The following is a 19705-nucleotide window of genomic DNA, read 5'->3' on the forward strand; positions in this document are numbered from 1 at the left end:
GTATTCATTCCTAGCTTGATTTGATGCTTTCGACTTCGTAGCCGAGTTTTTCGATGAATCCACTGATTTCAACAGGGCTGGTCTTGCTCCTGTATATGCACTTAATAGCTAGTGTCACTTACTTGTGCGTAGTCAATGATTGCAAAGGTTTCCTTATTCATAATGTAATTGACATTTGAAACTCTTTTGCCGTTTGAATTGGCATGTGAGTAAACTCTAGATACGTCTAATTCTACTGTGCCATCTCCCAAATCATTGACATCATTTAAAGTTACCTCATAGGTCGTATGGTCTTTATAATCTCCACTTGATTTATTTGAGGTGATTTTATCATAAGCCGGGGTTCCTTCTCTAAGGTAATAGAAAATATCATCTTCCTCATCATTTAAAGTGTAATTGTAGTAGGCGGCCAGTCGATATAGATACTCATTGATGAGGGTTTCATATGTTATAAAGTCATCAGCACTAATTTCTTCAGATTCCTCATCTTCAGCATGAGGATTTTCATCAAATAGACTGCGTTTAACTGTACCGATTACTTTACCGTTGGGCGTACCAATAGTAGTAGCTCCTGTAATATAATATCGGCCATCCTCGCCCTCTCCTTCATAATTGTAGTACGGAAGCCCATTATGTGTCTTAGACCCATCATCGTAACCTTCTGGTTCCCCTAATGCTTTATACAGGTCCTCTTCTGGGATGCCTGCATAATAGTAAACAGAATCTACATAATTATAGTCTGGATCAATCGTATTATCTGACCCATCATTACCTGGCCCGAATGGAACAAGGTGTTCATATACTACTGCCAAGTTTCCATAGAATGCAGGAGAAGCCCCGCTAGTATAGAGTGTAAAATCGTAAGGGCCATATTTTTCTTCCACTTCTGTTTGTGACATTCCTGGGATAATTGCATCTTGTGCAAACGTCCCATCCGCATTACCAGTAGTGGTTCCGATTAGCTGGGATTTCACCTCGGAGGAGTTGATATCGAAATCAAGGGCTGCTCTATTTTCACTTAACGAAGGATTGTCATCTGAATCTTTTGAAGCGGTTTCAGATTCTTGTGCATCTTTGGAGGAGTTTGATCTATCTTCCTTATCGTTTTCTTCACCCTCCGATTCTTTCTGTTCTTCAAGTTCTTTACGTAACTCTTCATTTTCCTTTTCTAATTTTTTACGTTTTAGCTCTTCGTTTTCTTCTTTAAGTTTTGCTGTTTCTTCAGAAGTTTCACTGGCATTAGCATCGCCCACATCTTCCGTGGTTACTTCTTCATTTCCACACGCAACGAGGAACAGGGAGATCATCACTAGCATCAAAAGTCTCTTCAATAACATAACCTACTTTCATATTGTGTGTATAGTTACATATAGTATACTCTAATTTTAGAAAATATTGGGATTAATTTTAAAATAATTATACTGGGTTAATTTAGAAGTAATTGATACTTTCCTTGGTCTTCTCAACTGCAGAGCCCCTAGACCGAAGTTAAACAGAAATTATACTATGAAAGTCTATGAATTATGCATAACAAATGTCTAGGGCTATTTAATGTATATATGTGTGATAGAGTCTATCTTATTTATATGAATCAAAAATTGGTCTTAAGTTAGTGGTAAACAAAAAAACCGGACATCCTGTCCGGTCTCTGACGTGAGTTTCTAGCTTAATTTGACGCTTTCAACTTCGTAGCCGAGTTTTTCGATTTCAATTTTCTTAACAGAATTGATTTGTTAAATTCACATAGTTCTACAATAATCCAAGCTATTTGTTTTCATCTTCTCCAAACACAGGGCCTAACCCTAATAAGATCGTAAGTGTGTTCATGATGGATAGAGTCAATACCATAAATTTTTTTAACAACTTTTTGCCTCCTAATCTTCAAAAGATAAATTAGTCGGTTCTTCTAATATTGTATGACTTAAATCCATATTCGTAGTTGGGGTAGAGACATCAACGATGGAAAATTGAAACTCATCTGCCCAGACTTTTCCTTTTCCCGCTAGTAAAATTCCAAAAGAAACGGAGCCACTGCTTTCAGGAACATCCAGTACTATCGAATAGTAGTTCCAATCAGTTGTAGAAGTAATGGGTCTGTCGCTCATATTATCGAATTGAAGTACATCTCCTAAAGAATCATCAACACGCATCCACATTCCACAGTAGTTTTCTACGTTTTCGGCTTTGATGAAGCTTGATAGTTTCAGTCTTTTTCCTTTAAACTGGTCAGCTTTAAACATTTGCATCATCGTTGCGAATTCATTTTCATTTGCAGCAGTTTTGGATTGTAAATAGCCAGCTGATTGACCTTGGTGGAATACTTTCTTATCGATCCCATTTCGTAATTATGTGGATGCGTCCCACTTAGCATCCATCCCTTTATATTACTTTCTTTTTCCATCTCTGACGCTCCTTTTTTAATAATCATTTTGGACATTAGTTTCCTGTACTTTCCAGGTGATAGACTATATACGTTTTTAAACGCACGACTAAATGCTTCCTGTGAATTAAACTGAAAGCCCAAAGCAATATCAAGAATATCAACTTCTGTGTAAAGTAATAGCACAGATGAGGTAGCCATTCTCCTGTTTCTGATGTATTTCGATGGTGACATCCCTACTTCAGATTTAAAAATCCTGTGCAGATGATATTTGGAGTACCCTGATTTTTCTTCCAGAACGGATTGTGAGAGCTCCATATCAAGATTATCTTCGATAAACTTTATTAATTCTTGTATGAGTAGATTGTTTACCATCATGTCACTCCTCTATGTATTAATCATAACAAGTTGAGAAGTGTATTTTTTGATAAATCTTGCTGTCTATATCATAAATTAATTATTTGTGAAAATTAGGTAAAACAGTTTCGATGGGTGTAAGCTTTTCAAGTTTTCATGAAAGACTCTTATCTGTAAATTCCTTACTATTGAGATTTTGAACTCATAAAAAGCATTGTAGACAGTGAAAGCCGATCTGCACTGAACCATATTGAAGAATGAAAGTTGGGGTCATTTTCTATAGAGTGCGTTCCCTAACGTAAGATACTGAGGCTTAAAATGATTAATAAGAAATAGTATAGGTTCTTATTCATGATTTAGTCGCCTTACTGATGAGACAGTACTTTTCTATGCATTTACCGGCTATGATCTTTTCTCGACAACCAGCCTATAAGTATTGAAGGAGAGAGAAGTGATTCCAACAACAATGAAGGCAATGGCCAGCAACAACCCCAGTAGCCCTGCCCATTCATGGTCATATGGTGCACCAGTGACGAGGATATAAATATTGGCTGAAAGGAAATAAAGGAGTGTGATGACAAAAAGCAAATGTGTCACCTTGCTCAAAGTGGTCCTCCTTATCGTAATGACATCCCCTTGTCTCACACGAACCTGGCCACTTCGATTCAGCGACTCCACATATTTCAAAGTTCCTTCTGACACCGGGATTGATACGACTTTCTCTTGAAAACCAGAAAGCGAAGTTATCATATCTCCATTAAACTCCAGAGGGATGGGTGTGAGGGCACCGAGTATCCCAGTCCTTCTCTTTACGGTAATCTCCATAAGGTATCCACTCCTTTACCGTACAGGTTACCACACAAAAATTAAGCTTTAAATCAACAGTGGAAGAATCGCGAAAGCGTATTTTTGCTGTTTTTTAGGAGACTTCAATCAAAAGAAGTATATAAAAAAGAAACCGGACGACCTGTCCGGTTTCAAGCATGTGATTAAGATTCATCGTATACGGCGACCAGGCGCCCTTGAACTTCACCGTGGTGAAGTCTATTGATTCCTTCAGGAATTTCATCGAAGGTGATTTCAGAGAGTTTAGGGGAGAGACCGCCTGTTGCCATCAGTTCATAGATGGCTGCGATATCTTCCTTGTCTCCGCCAACTGATGACAGCAGTTGTTTCCTGTTCACGATGAAGTCTGTTACATTGATCGTCGTCTGGAGTTTACCCATGCCGACGAGTATGACTGTACCACCGGGTCTTACCGTCTCCAAAGCTTTGGAAGTGGTGACGTCAAATCCGGCATAATCCACTACAAGGTCGAGTTCCTTATCGGCCAGTTCTGAGATATCGGAAACCACTTCTTTGGCGCCGATTTTCTTGGCCAGTTCCTGTGCCTTTTCAGAAGTGTCGACTGCATAGATGTCTTCGATGCCTTTAGCGACAGCTGCCTGCAGGGCAAATTGGCTAAGTCCCCCGATACCGATCAGTGCAATTTTCATACCCTTTTCCGCCTTGCCTCTGTTGAAGAGTGCATGGTAAGAAGTCATTCCGGCATCTGTGGCTGAAGCCGCTTCTTTGATGGATAATTCATCAGGGACCGGCACCAGGTCTGAAGCAGGGGCATGGATATGGGTACCGAAGCCACCGTCATATGCGTAACCGGGGGCCAGACCTGATGGGCCGGTCGGACAAATGGCTACACGGTCGCCTTCCTTGAAATCCGTGACACCTTCACCAACTTCGATGATGGTCCCTGCGTTCTCGTGCCCCATGATGACCGGGGCGTTCATTAGAGCCATCCAGCCCTCATCTTCCATCGTTCCCACATCAGAGTGGCAGAGGCCTACAGCCCCTGTTTTGATGACTACATGGTCTTTCTCAGCTTTCGGGTTTTCCTTTTCGACCAATTCCAACGGTTCATGCGTTTTTGTGAATTGCCAACCTTTCATTTAGAACACTCCTTTTTTATGATCTGTCCTGATGAAGGACTCTACTACTTATAATTTTCCCTTGCTTCTTCTTCCTAAACCAGAATGCACATCGAGCCAAAAAGGAAAAGGGAGTTTCTACACTCCCATTCACTTAGTTGATATGGATTATTAGCTTGATTTGACGCTTTCGACTTCGTAGCCGAGCTTTTCGATGAGTCCCCTGATTTCATCAGGACTGATTTTGTTCTCGTCGTGTTCCACTTTGACTTTGCTGGAGTTGAACAGCACCTTCGCTGTGTCCACACCATCACTCTTGTTCAATGTGCCTTCAATCTTCTTGATGCAGCTTGGGCAGGTGAATGTTTCCGTCTTAAGATTCGTCTTCATAATGTTCTTCCTCTCCTTAGTAGTGTCTTCCTATCTCACTTACTATTATGAGGCAAAAGAGGGAAATAAAAATTGACGCACGTCAATTATGGCGAAGATATTATGGAAGACTTAATAATATTGGCTTTCCAGGCCATCTTGAATTATCCTCCGTCTATGTTAACCTTTACTAATGTCAATTTTTAATAAAATTTTATTATTTCAGGAAAGGTGTTGTGATTTGTGAAATTATTGAAGAGCCTGATGACGGTCGGCATTTCGTCGATTGTCTTCCTTGCTGCATGCGGCAATGATGGAGCTGAGGATGAGTCGGCAGGGAATGGGGAAAGTGGAAATTACAGTGAAGAAATGGAGTACACCATTACTGGGATTGAGCCGGGAGCAGGGATAACGGAGTCAGCCTATAACACATTGGAGTCATACGATAATCTGGAAGGATGGGAACTTCAGGAAAGCTCGACTGCCGGGATGATGGCGGAGCTTCAGGATGCCATCGAAAACGAGGATCCGATTGTTGTGACAGGATGGACACCGCACCATAAATTCATCCAGTACGACCTGAAGATGCTGGATGATCCGAAGGCCGAAATGGGGGAAGTGGAATCAGTACATACGCTCACGCGCCTCGGTCTTGAGGAGGACATGCCGAATGCATATCAGCTGCTTGATAACTTCAACTGGGAAATTGAAGATCTGGAACAGGTCATGTTTGACGCAGAAGAATCGGACTTTGAAACTGCAGCGGCTTCATGGCTGGAGGATAACCAGGATATGGTAGAGGAGTGGACTGAAGGCGTCGAGGAAGTGGATGGCAAGGAAATCGAGCTCGCATCAATGCCCTGGGAATCAGAAAAGGCTGCAGCAGCGGTCATCGAACAAGTATTCATCGACCTGGGGTACGATATTGCGATAACGGAAGTCGACCCTGCAATACTGTTTGAAAGCATCGCAAGCGGCAGCGCAGATGCCACGATTTCACCATGGCTCCCTTCAACACAAGGTCACCTTTATGAGGAATACGAAGGTGAATTTGTCGACCTGGGTGAAAATCTGGTCGGTGCCCAGAACGGATTTGTAGTGCCTGAGTACATGGATATCGATTCCATTGAAGATCTGGAACCGAAGGAATAGGGATGAAGCAATCTCCATCAATATTGATGGAGATTTTAGCTTTTCCATTGGAATTATCCAAGGGGGAGAGGTTCAAAAAGTACATGATTACAATAGGTTTACAACTTTCATATTGGAAGTAACTTTGACATCCTTATGAAGTAAATGATAGGCTTATATAGTTGAAGTCGCTTCGAACCATAATTTTTCAATTATGGAATACATAGCTTCAAGAAACAGATTAATAAAGAGAAAGCAGGGAGATCTTTTGAGTGTAATTGAAATATCAAATATGACCAAAGTATTTGGGAAATATGATAATAAAGTAAAAAACCTGCTGGAACAAGGGAAATCCAAAGCGGATATTTTATCTGAAACAGGCTCGACGGTGGCTGTAAAATCAGTGGATTTCTCAATCGATGAAGGGGAGGTCTTCGTCGTAATGGGACTCTCCGGGAGTGGTAAATCCACGCTCATCAGATTGATCAACCGTTTGATAGAACCTTCCACAGGAACGATTACCGTACAAGGCGAGAATGTGTCGGAAATGAACAAGGATGAATTGAGGGAATTCAGGAGAAAGAATTTCAGCATGGTCTTCCAGAATTTCGCGCTCTTTCCTTTCAAGACTGTACTGGAAAATGCGGCATTCGGTCTGGAAGTCAAGGAAGTTCCGAAATCGGAACGTCTTGAAAAAGCACAGTCGGCCCTGTCACTGGTCGGTCTCGACGGATACGAGCATCAGTATCCGGCACAATTATCAGGGGGGATGCAGCAGCGTGTCGGTCTTGCCCGGGCGCTTGCGAATGACACGGACATCCTCTTGATGGATGAAGCTTTCTCAGCATTGGATCCCCTGATCAGGAAAGAAATGCAGCAGGAGCTCGTACATATACAGAAGGATATGAAGAAGACAATCATCTTCATCACCCACGACCTGGATGAAGCACTCAACATCGGGGACAAAATCGCTCTGATGAAGGATGGGGAAATCGCCCAGATCGGTACACCGGTGGATATTATCACATCGCCGGCGGATGATTATGTCAAGTCCTTCGTTAAGGACATCAACCATGCGAAAGTATTGCGGATCAAGCATCTGATGGATACGACGGACGATGCTGCTGCATACAGCCTGGACGATGCGATAGAATCCCATGAACTGCTTACTGAATCCTTCAATTACTTTAAAGAGGGTGCAGAAGTCATTGCAGTTAAAGAGAATGATAAGGTCGTCGGCACTTTAAGTTCCCGTGCCGTCTACAAAGTATTGGCTGAAGGAAGTGGGGTGGAGTCTGATGATTGAGAATCTCATGCCTAATTTCCCGGTGGACGATTGGGTTTCGGATTTTGTTTCCTGGCTGACGGATACTTTCCAGTTCATATTCGATCCGATCGAGATTGCACTCAGTTCCGTGATGAATTTCATCATCGACATACTGACGGCGATCCCTCCTGTCATATTCATACTCGCTGTAATGGTGCTTACCTTCCTCTTCATGAAGCGTACGATTACTGCACCCATACTTGTCGCGCTCGGCCTTTTATTCATATATGATCAGGGACTTTGGTCCAACATGCTGAGTACATTGACGCTTGTTCTGATCAGTGCGCTGATTTCAGTGGTGCTGGGAGTTCCGCTCGGCATATTGATGTCCCGGAGCGATCGTTTTGAAGCGGTTATGAAGCCTATTCTGGATTTCATGCAGACGATGCCTGCATTCGTCTATCTGATACCTGCAGTCGCATTCTTCGGCATCGGCATGGTGCCGGGCGTGTTCGCTTCATTCATTTTCTCTGCACCGCCGACAATCAGACTGACGAACTTGGGCATCCGGCAGATTGACCCTGAATTGACTGAAGCAAGTGATGCATTCGGAACGACGACCATGCAAAAACTGTTGAAAGTTCAAATGCCGCTTGCCCAGCCTTCCATAATGCAGGGGATAAACCAGACGATCATGCTCGCATTATCCATGGTGGTCATTGCCTCCATGATCGGGGCTCCAGGACTTGGAAGGGATGTATTGAGTGCACTTCAGCGTGCAGACGTCGGAACCGGATTCGTTGCCGGGCTCAGCATCGTCATCCTGGCCATCATCATTGACCGTTTCACCCAGGCACGAAGTGCCAAATGACTTCAGTAACAATTTTTTTAAAATAAATTTATATGGAGGTATGGTTCATGAAGAAAATCTATTTATTGCTCCTCGCTTCAATGACGGCAATTGTACTTGCTGCATGTGGCGGAGGCGGCGAAGAAGAGCAGACCGAAGAAGCCGACAACGGTGAAGGCGGCACTGAACTCGGACAGGAAACCATCGAAATCCCTTATGTGGAGTGGGATTCCGAAATCGCATCAACGCACGTAATCCAAAAGGTCCTCGAAACTGAAGGATACGACGTGGAGATCACTCCGCTGGATAACGCAGTAATGTGGCAGTCCGTCGCATCAGGAGATACTGATGCAATGGTTTCAGCGTGGGTGCCCCTGACTCATGGAGATTTGTACGATGAGCATGAGTCAAGCCTGGACGATCTGGGTCCAAACCTTGAAGGTGCAAAGATTGGCCTTGTCGTTCCTGAAGATTTCCCTGTAGATTCCATCGCAGACCTGTCCGATGAAGCCGGGCAGCAGGTCACTGGCATCGAACCGGGAGCCGGCGTCGTACAGGCAGCAGAAGACGCAGTGGAAACATACGATAACCTCGAAGGATGGGAAGTCCAGACTTCCTCTTCAGGAGCGATGGCAACTGAACTGGGTCAAGCAATTGACAACGGTGAAGAAATCATCGTAACTGGATGGACGCCACACTGGAAGTTCCAGACATATGACCTCAAGTATCTTGAAGACCCAGAAGGTGTATTCGGGGAAGCTGAAACAATCAACACGCTGGCACGTGAAGGCCTAGAAGAAGATGCACCACGCGCCTATGAAATTTTGAATAATTTCTATTGGGAAACTGGAGATATGGAAGAAGTAATGCTAGAAATAGAAGATGGTGCTGATCCATCAGATGCTGCCCAAAGTTGGATTGATGAGAATCAGGACACAATCGATGAGTGGCTGCAGGCAAGTGAATAAGTAAGAAAAAACAAGGAAGCCTGGTCGATAAGACCAGGCTTCCTTGTTTTATATCAAACACAAAAGAGGAGGGGGCATCAGGGTCATTCATCTTTGATAAACACGGCGGCTCCATATGGGGAGAGGTGCAGTCTTCCACCTTCCAGGCTGTTGCCGTCATTTTCAAGGACTATGTGATCTGATTTCCATTCTTCTGCGATTTCGATCGTGTCCGCTTCTTCTGAAAAGTTGTAGCAGACGAGGGCTTCCTTCGCCAATATCAGCTAGAAGGGCTTTGTGGTAAGGTAATATTTTCAACTTTCATTCAGGACTATTACGTATGAAATCATCATTATTGGATGATGGTTTGTTTTTATAGAATAGCATTATGATTAATGAAATGAGATTGATAATGAACATCGTTAAAGAATAGGGTTCAACTCCGTCTTCTATTAAGTATATTCCATAGCGCAGGGCGTTGAGAGCTAAAATTATCAATAGGAAATAATATAGTTTTTTGCCCCATGGTTTACGCTCCTTAAATGTGATGTATTAATTTATTCTGCTTGTGCCAGCTCAGATTTATTCTCGACAACGAGTCTATAGGAATTGAAGAAAAGGGAAATCACTCCAACTGCAATAAATACAATGAAAGAAGCGATTGCCAGCATTCCCGACAGCCGATGATCAAAAAAATTACCGGTATACAAAACGTAACTGTTGGCAAATATGTTGTAGAGGAGGGTGGTGAAAAAGAGGATATTCAAAGTTTTATTTAAAGGGGTCTCCTTGAGTGTAATGATGTCCCCGTCCTTGACATGAACCTGGTGACTGCGGTCCATGGGTTGTATATACTCCAACTGGCCCTCCGGCTCAGGAATGCTTATTGTTTTTTCCTGAAACCCAGAGAGGGAAGCCACGGGTTCTCCGTTGAATTTCAGACTCACTGACATAAGTATCCCGAGTAGCCAAGTGCGGCGTTTTACGGTAATTTCCATAGTGTTATGCCTCCATCTCATATAGACTTTTTCTTCTCCCAATATACATTATAAGAAGAGAACAATATTCAATTATCCATATATTGTATAGACTACCATACAATAATTCTGCATCAAATTAACTTGGGCATCATATTCTGGGGAATGCAAATAAAAAAACAGCCCCCTATAAAAGGGGACTATCTCGCTTGGTCTATTCATCTTTAATAAATACGGCGGCTCCATATGGGGAGAGGTGCAATCTGCCGTCTTCCAGACTGTTGCCGTCATTTTCAAGGACTATGTGATCTGATTTCCATTCTTCTGCGATTTCGATTGTGTCCGCTTCTTCTGAAAAGTTGCAGCAGACGAGGGCTTCCTTCTCATCCAAAGTCCTTCTGTAGACATAGAGGGTGTCCTTCGTCTCGAGCATTTCATAGGCGCCTTTTTGGAACAGCTCAGTTTTCTTCAATTCGATCAGTTTCCTGTAGAAGTGGAGGATGCTGTTTTCATCCTTCTCCTGGTCTTCCACATTATATTTGGATTCACGGTTATACAGCGTCCACGGAAGTCCGTCTGTGAATCCGACTTTTTCACTGTCATCCCACTGCATGATGCCCCGGCTGACATCCCGGGCGGTGAGGTTCAGATGACGCATGATTTTCTTATGGTCCCAGCCGGCCTTGGACGCTTCCTGGTAGAAGTCCATCACCCCGGCATCCGGTATGTTGCCCGGATCATCAAAGGCGGTGTTCTTCATGCCGATCTCTTCCCCGTTATAGATGATGGGGATTCCCTTCTGCAGATACAGCAGCGCAGCCATCATCTTGGCCGCATTGTCCCGGAATTCCGGGTCCGCGCTGGCGAATTTATGGAGGGAGCGCGGCATATCATGGTTCGTCCAGAATAGGACCGGACCGCCCTTGTCTTCCTGCGCCTGGAATGCCTTCTGGACTTCCTTGAATGCCTTCAGATCGAGTGGGGCATGCTGTTTGTCCCCCGGCACGGCGTCATCCTTCTCATCCTCTTTTTCCGGAAAGTACTGCATCGTGATGATTTTATCCACCATGTTGTTCTCGGGGTCCGTGTACCATTGTGCCAGTTCGGCATCTGCGCTTGTAGCCTCTCCGACAAGGAAGACATCCTCTCCCGCTTCTTTGATCGATTCATTCATTTTACTTAAATAGTATGGGATATTCCCGCCGTTTTCATTGAGGTCCTGTCCCGGGCCCATCTCCTCAGGGTGTTCCGGAAAGTCCTTGTCGACATCGATATAGATGAACGCATCCAGCCGGAAACCATCAATTCCTTTTTTGATCCAATACTTCAGCACTTCGGCCATCTCTTTCCGTAAAGGCGGATGATCCCAGTTTACATCCGGCATGGACTGCTTAAAGAGATGCAGATAGTACTGGTTGCCGTTGAGCTCCCTGCTCCAGGCGGAGCCGCCGAAAGCGGCCGTCCAGTTATTCGGATATGGCCGGTTGTCCTTGCCGTCCGTCCATACGTAATAGTCGCGGTAGGGGTTCTTTGGACCTTTCAATGCTTCCTGGAACCAGGGGTGCTGGTCGGATGTATGGTTCAGGGGGAAATCGAATATGATCCTCATGCCCCTGTCCTTCAGTGCCCGGATCAGCCGCTCCCCGTCCGCTTCCGAACCGAAGAGGGGATCAACTTCTGTATAGCTGATGACATCATATCCATTGTCCTCCTGGTTGGACAGGATCATCGGATTGATCCACACCGTGTTCACACCCAGTGATTCAATATAGTCCAGTTTTTCCAATATGCCGTTGATGTCTCCGATCCCGTCTCCATCCGTATCCCTGAAACTTCTCGGATAGATCTGGTAGATGATTGCGTCTTCCCACCATTTTCTGTGGCCCATCATGTCACCTTCCAATTTTTTGTTTATCTACATCTTCCCCAAAATCATTCAATATAATCAAAGGACAATCATTGATAGCACAATGGCTTAAAGAGTGTCCGGCTATGTTCAGCATGACGGGAGGACAGACCGGCCAAGCGAGCCGGTGCCTAAGTGAGGGGACCAATGATATCGTGGAATCACCGGGTTTTAATCCAGCCCTTTCCTGAAAGAAAAAGGGAATTTATTCAAGGCGTCGGGTATTAGTGATAAAATGGTGCCGGGATTCACTATGATAGCTTCAATCCTGATTGATCCCAGGGGAGGGAAGGATATGCAAACCATGCTTTTGAGCGTAGTGGCCATTCTATTGTTCACGGTGTTTATACTGATGAGCAAAATAGACAGGCTGGAAGGACGCATTAGGAATACGCAGCAGATGCTGGAGCAGATTGCAGCGCAGTATGACATGCCTGAAAATCCGGTCAATGATGAACTGCGTCGTCTCATTAATGAGGGGAAGGAAACCCAGGCGATCAAGCGGGCCAGGGAAGCCCTCGGCCTCTCACTCATTGAAGGCAAGCAGTATGTGGACAGCCTGAAAAGCTGATTCGTCCAGGCTGCGTGATATAGGACCTCATTCTCATAGAAATCACTCTGAGTAGAGCCCCTAAAAATCAGGCCCAGCACTGCGAAGCAAGCTGGGCCATTTTCTATTTCTTCATTATCTAGCGGGCACCGCCACCGCCACCGCCGCCGGCACCAGCGCCGCCGCCCATCCCGGTCGATCCTCCGCTGCCTGACGCGGCGGAAGAGTTGACGGAACTGAATCCGCCCTGGCCGAGGCCCTTCGACCAGCTTTGCGCTGTCAGATGCGAACCGAAGTAGTAATGGATCATCACTGGATATGCTGTCTGAATTTGCTCATTCGGAGTGAGCTTGGACAGGTGCTTCCTGACGTCATCGCCTTCGCCGACAAGCAGGCTCCAGATGATATGGGTCCTGTAGGTGTCATCATCTTCATAAATCCGGCGGTAATCCTCCTTCAGATAATTTTTATACTGGGAGAGCTGATCGAGCAGATGCTCGCCTTTTTCAGTCGGCGCCTCTATCGGTACCGTAATCCCCCACACTTTATCTTTTTCAAACTTGAAATAGCCATGCGCCTCGAGCCAGCGCTTTGAATACTCCACGATTTCATCGGCGACCGTGCCGACTTCCTTCGCATGCTGCTTCGACCATTTCCTCAATGCCTTTTCCCCGATGACACCTTCATCCGCAGTATCAAGCATCATCCTCCATAACAGCGGTTCATAGCTGCCTTCCAGATCATTGTCCTTCAGTTGTTCACTCACTTCCTTGAAGGAGTAGGAGTACCCTTTTATCAGTTTCTGATAGTCATGTATGATGATTTGCGGCTTCCCTTCATCAAGCTTCTGGCCGTCCTTCCGATCGATTTCAATCGTGATCCTTCCTTCATCCATCCACTTCATCAAGTATGCCTGGAATATATCTTCAAAGTAGCTCATTTGCAGATGCTTGAATACATAGGAGAGGGCTGCGTAATCCTCGATCTCAGGCGGCCTTTTGGTTTCACGCCCTTTATTCCTCCGCTTGATGTGGTGGGCTGAATCCACATGTCCGCCCTTCGTCTGTCTTCTGGAGTACTTTGTGAAGAAGGTGACGATGGCTGCGATAGCAGCACCGAACGCACCGACGATTGCGGTGATGGTCCCGCCGCTGAGGCTGCCGTCATCGTAGATTGAGCCGTCCATGGCCGCTGCCGCCTCCTCTTCGAGTGTCCCGTCATCTGTTGCGTCCGTATTGAACGTTCCTTCAGGAAAATGCATCAGCAGCACGACATCATTGCCGCTCGTCAATGTCTCCCCGGCAGTCCAGCGGATGCCATCTTCGACCGCAACGATATCGCCTTCAAAGCCGAATCCCCAATAACGGATGTCTTCATCATTGAGCGGGACATCCGATGTCACATCCATTATGAAATTATCCGTCGGCAGCTCGGTGAATGTATCGAAGTTCCAGTACAGGGATTGGCCATCCTTCAGATTGCGCACCGCATTCTCCAGGGTGTAGTTCACGACATACGTCTGTTCACCGTAGTCGCCGATCCCCCAGACGAGCTCTGTCCCGTCATCGGTATCGATCATACCGTACCGGCCCGCCTTCTCTTCGAGGCCTGCATCCATATCCCAGTTCTCTTCTTCCGTAAAGCCTTCGACAGAGAAATCGGTGACTTCGACGCCGTTCATATCATCATCATCGAACACCATATAATTTTCCGTGCCCTCCGTCATATCGGCCTCCCGCGTCTCCGTCACCGTCACCGAACCGTCCGGATTGATCTCCACTTCCATATGCATATTGGTGATTTCGTTCGCCTCAGCGTCCATACTGAGCATCAGGACGGCTGCGAAAGTAACCATTACCCCCATAATATATTTCATGTTCTACCCCTTTCATCGTTAAAACGTAATTAAATATTCTTGTTATCATTATTCCACTTTATGCTGAAAAAATGAAATGCTATCACATGGAGTTTACGCGATTGCATTTTCTGTTCCGGCTTATTTATAGTGAACCAATCAGAGCCGCTTAAAGAATTTAAAATAAAAGGTGTAATGCGGGGTGATTATGGAATCGGGGGTAGAACGGAAATATCCGGTTGGGAAGTATATGATACCGGTCATGGAAAAAATCCACATGGGAACGGCATTTCCTTTTATACTTAAGACATGAAGCAGCAGTGGAAGATGAAAAGGTCTATGAGCATTCACCAAGAAGGAGAGATGGGAATGAGTGAGGACTACAGGGTCGAGTTGACGTTGGATGAAGAGCTGGATGAGAATCACATCGTCATTCAATGCCGGTCCCAAACGCTCGGCGCAAGGATATTGTCGCACCTGAACAGTTTGGCCAGTGACAGGAGGAGATTAGTGGTGAAACAGGCGGAGGAGTATGTGATGGTACAAAAATCGGAGATCATATTTGCTGAAGTGTATGGGAAAGAGCTGACATTGTACACGCAGGAGGAAGCACTGAAAACCTCGAAAACCCTCTCTTCACTGATGGGGGAACTATCGAAAGAAAAGTTCGTGCAAGTATCCAAATCCTCGGTGTTGAACATGGAGATGATCCAGCGGGTCGAGCCTTCTTTTTCCGGGAACCTGGTTGCAAGGATGGCAAATGGTATGAAGGTGAGCATCTCAAGGAGATACGTACCCCAGTTGAAAAACATGCTTGGAATATAGGAGGGGAAATGATGATAACTATAAATCTCATGAGGTTTATCATGCGGGCGCTCATGATCGGAAGTTTCATGTACAGCGTCAATATCGCTTTCGGTCACGCATCACAAGGTAGTGCAGAAGTAATCAGCGTGTGGGTCGCTTCAGCTGCGATCGGCGCAGTCTCAGTGCTCTACACATTGAATGTTCCTGAAATGATTTGCGTATCGGCACAGGTGGCAGTCGGGCTGATCGGATTTACAGCAGCGGCGGTCTTCAATGGATGGATCGGAATGTCGACGGGTGAAATGATCGGATTTGCTTTGATGACATTTGTTCTGATGATGATCATCATCGGGGTTCAATATGTCTTTGCAATCCTTGATTCGAAGAAGATCAATGAGAGGCTGGACCGGAGCGAGTGATTCAGAGTTGGCATTTTGGACATTCATGATTTAAGTGTAAAGCGCACCCGGTTTTGACCGGATGCGCTTTATATGTGGCATATAAATATTTTTATTCGAGTGGACATGTGTTTTGATTTTATTATCGTTCCTTCCACCTTCATTATACATCATGTAAAAAGTAAATTACAGACTGCACTTGTAATGGAAATCGGTATATACTATTGGCAGATTTAAAATACTATTGTTGGGAGTGTTGAAGATGATGGAAAAAATGCTGGATGAGGGACCGTTCTTCCATGGTACAAAAGGTGAGCTGGCCCTCGGAGACATGCTGAGTCCGGGGTTTGAATCGAACTTCAGGCGCAGGGGGCTGAACCATGTCTATTTCACTGCCACACTGGATGCCGCCAAGTGGGGCGCAGAACTTGCACAGGGCGAGGGTGCGGAAAGGATATATATCGTCGAACCGACCGGCCCGTATGAGAATGATCCCAACCTTACGGACAAACGCTTCCCCGGGAATCCCACCCGGTCCTACCGCTCGAAGTCGCCGCTTAAGGTTGTGGCGGAGCTGGGCCGTTGGGAGCGGCATACGGATGAGGAGATCGACCGGATGCATGAAGGACTTGCGAAACTACGTGAAGCGGGGGAGGATATCATTGAAGACTGATGGCATTACCCCCTGAGGCGTGCCATGTACATGTCATGCATGATCGTCAGCTGCTGCTTCGCATCAGGGGTGGTCTCAAGTTCCAGGATGTCCCTCATCAATGCAAGCTTTCTCGCAAACAGGCCGAAATTGTTGATCATGGTCATGACCTCATCCGTCACGGATGCCCCTTGTGGAAGTGAACCGTCTGCTTGGCCTTCCTGTACGATATTTTTGACGATGACGGCGATCTCTTTGCGGATTTCAAAATATTTGGCGGCGGCAGTCCCATAATCCTCGATGTCACTGATGTTGGCATCGAATCTGTCGATGAACTTTGCTTCATCTATAGCTGCGGGTGTCTTCAGACGGTTATATTGATGAAAAATTGCCTCAATCTTTTTGAGGCCGGACAGTGTTTTCGTCTGTATATCATGGAAGAATCTGAGTTCGCGTAAGAGGAGCTGTTCCGCAACTGCGATGATGATGAGCTCCTTCTTCGGATAGTACCTGAAGAGTGTGGCGACACCAATACCTGCCTTATCAGCAATGTGCTGCATCTGCACCGTCTCCCAGCTGTTTTTTGTGAACAGCTGTTCTGCCGAGTCGATGATGGCCCGATACCGCTTCTCCCTGTTGATCTGCTGTTTGGACATGACATTCCCTCCTGTATTGTAACCATTATAATACATGTGCAATTGATAGCCCATCCCTGAAGAAAGTAGTATAATAAAAATGATAGTTGAACTATCATTTTTAGAGGAGGGTTATCATGAGAGGATTATCAGAGAAAGTCGCCATCATTACAGGTGGTGCACGGGGCATGGGGGAATCCCACGTCCGCAGGTTCATCGAAGAAGGTGCAAAAGTGGTATTTACGGACATCAATACCTCAGCCGGGGAGGCGCTTGCTGAAGAACTTGGCGGAAATGCGGTATTCGTCGAGCACGATGTGACGGACGCAGATGGCTGGAAGGCGGTCGTCGCTCAGGCCGAGTCTGCCTTCGGACCAGTCAATGTGCTGGTCAATAACGCAGGCATCAGCATGAGCAAGTCGATCTTTGAAATGACGGAAGAAGAATACAGGAAGATCATCGACATCAACCAGGTCTCCGTCTTCCTTGGAATAAAGGCTGTTCTTCCTTCCATGCAGAAGGCGGAAGGTGGATCCATCGTGAACATCTCGTCCATGAATGGCATCGTCGGCGGTGCGCCGGGCTATACCGACTCAAAATTCGCAGTCAGGGGACTGACGAAAGCCGCAGCCATCCAGCTCGGAGGACTCGGCATCCGGGTCAATTCGGTTCATCCCGGCGTCATCGAAACACCGATGGTGTCAGAAGGCGATGCGGTCGAACAGATCCGGGAATTCGCCAAGCAGATTCCGATGAAGCGCACGGCGCAGTCGGAAGAGGTGACGAACATGGTGGCATTCCTGGCCAGTGATGAAGCAAGCTATTCCACCGGTTCCGAGTTCATCATCGATGGCGGTCTTACTGCAATGTAGAAAAGAAGCATCTGTCCTCAACTGGACAGATGCTTCTTTACTGTTTATGAGAGGACTTGAAATCTACATCGAATCGGTATCGGTTCTTGATTGTTTAAGCATACACCGGCCATGGGACGGGTATAGCACAAGGTAGAGTATTATATAAGGAGGCGCACATCTCATGGTCATCAGAATGATATTCAGTGCCATCGTTCTGCTTCTGTTCACCATCCTCTTCATGGGGAAATTGCGCAAAGAAGCAAAAGAGAATGGCAGGGTGTCGAAATGGAGCATCTTCTTCCTTGTGCTGGCCGCTGTGCTTTGGATTGCCCTGATTCTTACAATATTCGGCATGGCGATGTAGAATGGAGGGAGCCGTATTTTCCTGACCAGTATTTCTGCAATGCGGAGGAAAATGATGGCTCCCTTTAATTTTGCCGGTACAGGTTGTTATGAAGAATACATATCACAGACGAGGGGGAGAATGAATGGATTTCAGAAGCGTGATTGAAAAGAACAGGGAAAGTTATCTGGATGAGTTGTTCGAGGTGTTGGAGCAGAAGAGCATCAGTGCACAAAATGAGGGCATCAGGGAGTGCGCGGAGCTGATGATGGAGAAGCTGAAGAGTGCCGGCATCGAGCATGTCGAGCTGATGGAGACGGAAATCCATCCGGTCGTCTACGGGGAATATCACGTGTCGGATGATGCACCGACGATACTGATCTATGGGCACTATGACGTCCAGCCGCCGGATCCAATCGGGGAATGGCACAGTCCACCCTTTGAGCCCACAATCCGTGACGGCAGGATATATGCCCGCGGGGCCGGGGACAACAAGGGCCAGATCATGGCACAGATCATGGCCATCCGGACCTATCTTGAAGCGAAAGGTGACCTGCCGGTAAATGTGAAGTTCCTGATTGAAGGCGAGGAGGAGATCGGCAGTGTGAACCTTGATTCATTCGTGGCCCAGAACAGGGAGAAACTCGAAGCGGATCTTGTCTATACTTCCGACGGGCCGATGCTGCCGGACGGTCATCCCTACGTGCTCCTTGGTGTCAGGGGGATGCTGTATGTGGAGCTCGCAACACGCGAAGCGGCCTTCGACAACCATTCCGGGAATAAAGGGAACATCGTGCCGAATCCGGCATGGAAGCTGATGGACCTCCTCCATACGATGCGTGGCGCGGATGGACAGGTGTTGATCGAAGGATTCTATGACACCGTGAAGGCACCGACTGAACGGGAGATGGAACTGATTGAAGCGCTGCCCTTCGATCTGGATGAAGTGCGGAGGAATGTCGGCCATAGTGGCATTGAACTGACGAAGACGGAGTACTATAGGAAGCTGTGCTTCGAGCCGACCTTCAACATCTCGGGCTTCACCAGCGGCTACGGCGGGGAAGGTGCGAAGACGATCATTCCGGGCGATGCCAAAGTGAAGATTGATATGCGCCTCGTCATGGACCAGGATCCGGATGTCATTTTTGAACTGATCCGGGACCATGTCGCGAGACATGCGCCGGATGTCATAGTGAAGAAGCTCGGGCAGATGTCGCCTTCCAGGTCATCCGTCGACCTGCCGTTCATCGAACCCATCCGGAAGGCGGCCGAAGCGTCATTCGGGAAGGAAGCGTTCATCCAGCCAAGTATGGGCGGCAGCCTGCCGGATGCCGTCTGGACGAAGGTGCTCGGTACCCCATCGGTCATCGTCCCATATGCCAACGTCGACGAAGCCAACCATTCACCGAACGAGAACCTGGTGGTGGAGCATTTCTTCAGTGGCATTGAAACGACATGCAGGGTGATTGCTGAAATGAAGCACATCAAACTATGAATAAAGG

At 46.4% G+C, this 19705-nt stretch carries 22 protein-coding genes; 11 read left to right on the forward strand and 11 right to left on the reverse strand.

Features of this window, described 5'->3' with window-relative positions:
• Positions 1 to 101: 101 nt before the first annotated feature.
• The 6 genes from BO53_RS13335 to BO53_RS0105280 all read right to left on the reverse strand — a co-directional run bounded on the left by BO53_RS13335 (position 102) and on the right by BO53_RS0105280 (position 5052).
• The gene (locus tag BO53_RS13335) at positions 102 to 1316 is read right to left on the reverse strand and encodes a coiled-coil domain-containing protein (protein WP_037341815.1); all 1215 of its coding nucleotides are present in this window, start codon (positions 1314 to 1316) and stop codon (positions 102 to 104) included.
• A 558-nt stretch (positions 1317 to 1874) separates the two neighbouring features.
• Positions 1875 to 2240, reverse strand: a complete 366-nt coding sequence (locus BO53_RS14225) for a hypothetical protein (protein WP_483826406.1) — start codon at positions 2238 to 2240, stop codon at positions 1875 to 1877.
• A gap of 5 nt (positions 2241 to 2245) precedes the next feature.
• Entirely contained in the window at positions 2246 to 2755 is a 510-nt protein-coding gene (locus tag BO53_RS14230) for a helix-turn-helix domain-containing protein (protein ID WP_483826407.1), read from the reverse strand.
• A gap of 384 nt (positions 2756 to 3139) precedes the next feature.
• Positions 3140 to 3562 carry a hypothetical protein gene (locus BO53_RS0105270; protein WP_031546247.1) on the reverse strand — a complete coding sequence of 141 codons (423 nt, stop codon included), beginning with the start codon at positions 3560 to 3562 and terminating at the stop codon, positions 3140 to 3142.
• A 164-nt stretch (positions 3563 to 3726) separates the two neighbouring features.
• Positions 3727 to 4683, reverse strand: coding sequence for a zinc-binding dehydrogenase (locus BO53_RS0105275; RefSeq protein WP_031546248.1), 957 nt, complete (start codon positions 4681 to 4683; stop codon positions 3727 to 3729).
• Between the two features lie 150 nt (positions 4684 to 4833).
• Complete coding sequence (locus tag BO53_RS0105280) at positions 4834 to 5052, reverse strand: heavy-metal-associated domain-containing protein (RefSeq protein ID WP_175288520.1); 219 nt, start codon at positions 5050 to 5052, stop codon at positions 4834 to 4836.
• 222 nt (positions 5053 to 5274) lie between these two features.
• On the opposite strand from BO53_RS0105280, the gene BO53_RS0105285 reads away from it, so the two are divergent.
• The 4 genes from BO53_RS0105285 (at position 5275) to BO53_RS0105300 (ending at position 9247) form a co-directional block, all read left to right on the forward strand.
• A complete protein-coding gene (locus tag BO53_RS0105285) occupies positions 5275 to 6183 on the forward strand; it encodes a glycine betaine ABC transporter substrate-binding protein (RefSeq protein ID WP_211250559.1) in 909 nt (302 codons plus the stop codon).
• A gap of 271 nt (positions 6184 to 6454) precedes the next feature.
• Positions 6455 to 7468: a quaternary amine ABC transporter ATP-binding protein gene (locus BO53_RS13345; protein ID WP_245608197.1), complete on the forward strand. Its 1014-nt coding sequence runs from the start codon at positions 6455 to 6457 to the stop codon at positions 7466 to 7468.
• Complete coding sequence (locus BO53_RS0105295; RefSeq protein WP_037341875.1) at positions 7464 to 8300, forward strand: ABC transporter permease; 837 nt, start codon at positions 7464 to 7466, stop codon at positions 8298 to 8300. The genes BO53_RS13345 and BO53_RS0105295 overlap by 5 nt, the downstream gene beginning before the upstream one ends.
• 47 nt (positions 8301 to 8347) lie before the next feature.
• A complete protein-coding gene (locus BO53_RS0105300) occupies positions 8348 to 9247 on the forward strand; it encodes a glycine betaine ABC transporter substrate-binding protein (RefSeq protein WP_245608198.1) in 900 nt (299 codons plus the stop codon).
• 83 nt (positions 9248 to 9330) lie between these two features.
• Here the strand turns inward: BO53_RS0105300 and BO53_RS13865 are convergent, their stop codons facing one another.
• The 3 genes from BO53_RS13865 to BO53_RS0105315 all read right to left on the reverse strand — a co-directional run bounded on the left by BO53_RS13865 (position 9331) and on the right by BO53_RS0105315 (position 12091).
• Positions 9331 to 9504 (reverse strand): hypothetical protein, encoded by a 174-nt coding sequence (locus BO53_RS13865; protein ID WP_156956095.1) that lies wholly within the window; start codon positions 9502 to 9504, stop codon positions 9331 to 9333.
• A 279-nt stretch (positions 9505 to 9783) separates the two neighbouring features.
• Positions 9784 to 10224 carry a hypothetical protein gene (locus tag BO53_RS0105310; protein ID WP_031546262.1) on the reverse strand — a complete coding sequence of 147 codons (441 nt, stop codon included), beginning with the start codon at positions 10222 to 10224 and terminating at the stop codon, positions 9784 to 9786.
• A 193-nt stretch (positions 10225 to 10417) separates the two neighbouring features.
• Complete coding sequence (locus BO53_RS0105315; RefSeq protein WP_031546264.1) at positions 10418 to 12091, reverse strand: alpha-amylase family glycosyl hydrolase; 1674 nt, start codon at positions 12089 to 12091, stop codon at positions 10418 to 10420.
• 313 nt (positions 12092 to 12404) lie between these two features.
• Here BO53_RS0105315 and BO53_RS0105320 point away from each other — a divergent pair, with 313 nt between their 5' ends.
• On the forward strand, positions 12405 to 12680 hold the full coding sequence (locus BO53_RS0105320) for a hypothetical protein (RefSeq protein WP_031546267.1): 276 nt from the start codon (positions 12405 to 12407) through the stop codon (positions 12678 to 12680).
• A gap of 118 nt (positions 12681 to 12798) precedes the next feature.
• Here the strand turns inward: BO53_RS0105320 and BO53_RS0105325 are convergent, their stop codons facing one another.
• The gene (locus BO53_RS0105325; protein WP_031546270.1) at positions 12799 to 14535 is read right to left on the reverse strand and encodes a DUF2207 domain-containing protein; all 1737 of its coding nucleotides are present in this window, start codon (positions 14533 to 14535) and stop codon (positions 12799 to 12801) included.
• A 348-nt stretch (positions 14536 to 14883) separates the two neighbouring features.
• On the opposite strand from BO53_RS0105325, the gene BO53_RS13550 reads away from it, so the two are divergent.
• The 3 genes from BO53_RS13550 to arr all read left to right on the forward strand — a co-directional run bounded on the left by BO53_RS13550 (position 14884) and on the right by arr (position 16392).
• Positions 14884 to 15339: a LytTR family DNA-binding domain-containing protein gene (locus BO53_RS13550; protein ID WP_051683019.1), complete on the forward strand. Its 456-nt coding sequence runs from the start codon at positions 14884 to 14886 to the stop codon at positions 15337 to 15339.
• Between the two features lie 11 nt (positions 15340 to 15350).
• Positions 15351 to 15740 (forward strand): DUF3021 family protein, encoded by a 390-nt coding sequence (locus BO53_RS0105335; protein WP_031546275.1) that lies wholly within the window; start codon positions 15351 to 15353, stop codon positions 15738 to 15740.
• Positions 15741 to 15981: 241 nt separating this feature from the next.
• The gene (arr, locus tag BO53_RS0105340; RefSeq protein WP_031546278.1) at positions 15982 to 16392 is read left to right on the forward strand and encodes an NAD(+)--rifampin ADP-ribosyltransferase; all 411 of its coding nucleotides are present in this window, start codon (positions 15982 to 15984) and stop codon (positions 16390 to 16392) included.
• 5 nt (positions 16393 to 16397) lie between these two features.
• Here arr and BO53_RS13555 read toward each other — a convergent pair whose 3' ends face one another.
• A complete protein-coding gene (locus BO53_RS13555) occupies positions 16398 to 17027 on the reverse strand; it encodes a TetR/AcrR family transcriptional regulator (protein WP_051683020.1) in 630 nt (209 codons plus the stop codon).
• Between the two features lie 116 nt (positions 17028 to 17143).
• Here BO53_RS13555 and BO53_RS0105350 point away from each other — a divergent pair, with 116 nt between their 5' ends.
• The 3 genes from BO53_RS0105350 (at position 17144) to BO53_RS0105360 (ending at position 19698) form a co-directional block, all read left to right on the forward strand.
• Positions 17144 to 17878 carry an SDR family NAD(P)-dependent oxidoreductase gene (locus BO53_RS0105350; RefSeq protein WP_031546283.1) on the forward strand — a complete coding sequence of 245 codons (735 nt, stop codon included), beginning with the start codon at positions 17144 to 17146 and terminating at the stop codon, positions 17876 to 17878.
• A gap of 163 nt (positions 17879 to 18041) precedes the next feature.
• Positions 18042 to 18224 (forward strand): hypothetical protein, encoded by a 183-nt coding sequence (locus tag BO53_RS0105355; RefSeq protein WP_031546285.1) that lies wholly within the window; start codon positions 18042 to 18044, stop codon positions 18222 to 18224.
• A 124-nt stretch (positions 18225 to 18348) separates the two neighbouring features.
• Positions 18349 to 19698 (forward strand): M20/M25/M40 family metallo-hydrolase, encoded by a 1350-nt coding sequence (locus BO53_RS0105360; RefSeq protein WP_031546288.1) that lies wholly within the window; start codon positions 18349 to 18351, stop codon positions 19696 to 19698.
• The last annotated feature ends 7 nt before the right edge of the window (positions 19699 to 19705 follow it).

The organism is Salinicoccus luteus DSM 17002, assembly GCF_000712035.1.
Lineage (GTDB): Bacteria > Bacillota > Bacilli > Staphylococcales > Salinicoccaceae > Salinicoccus > Salinicoccus luteus.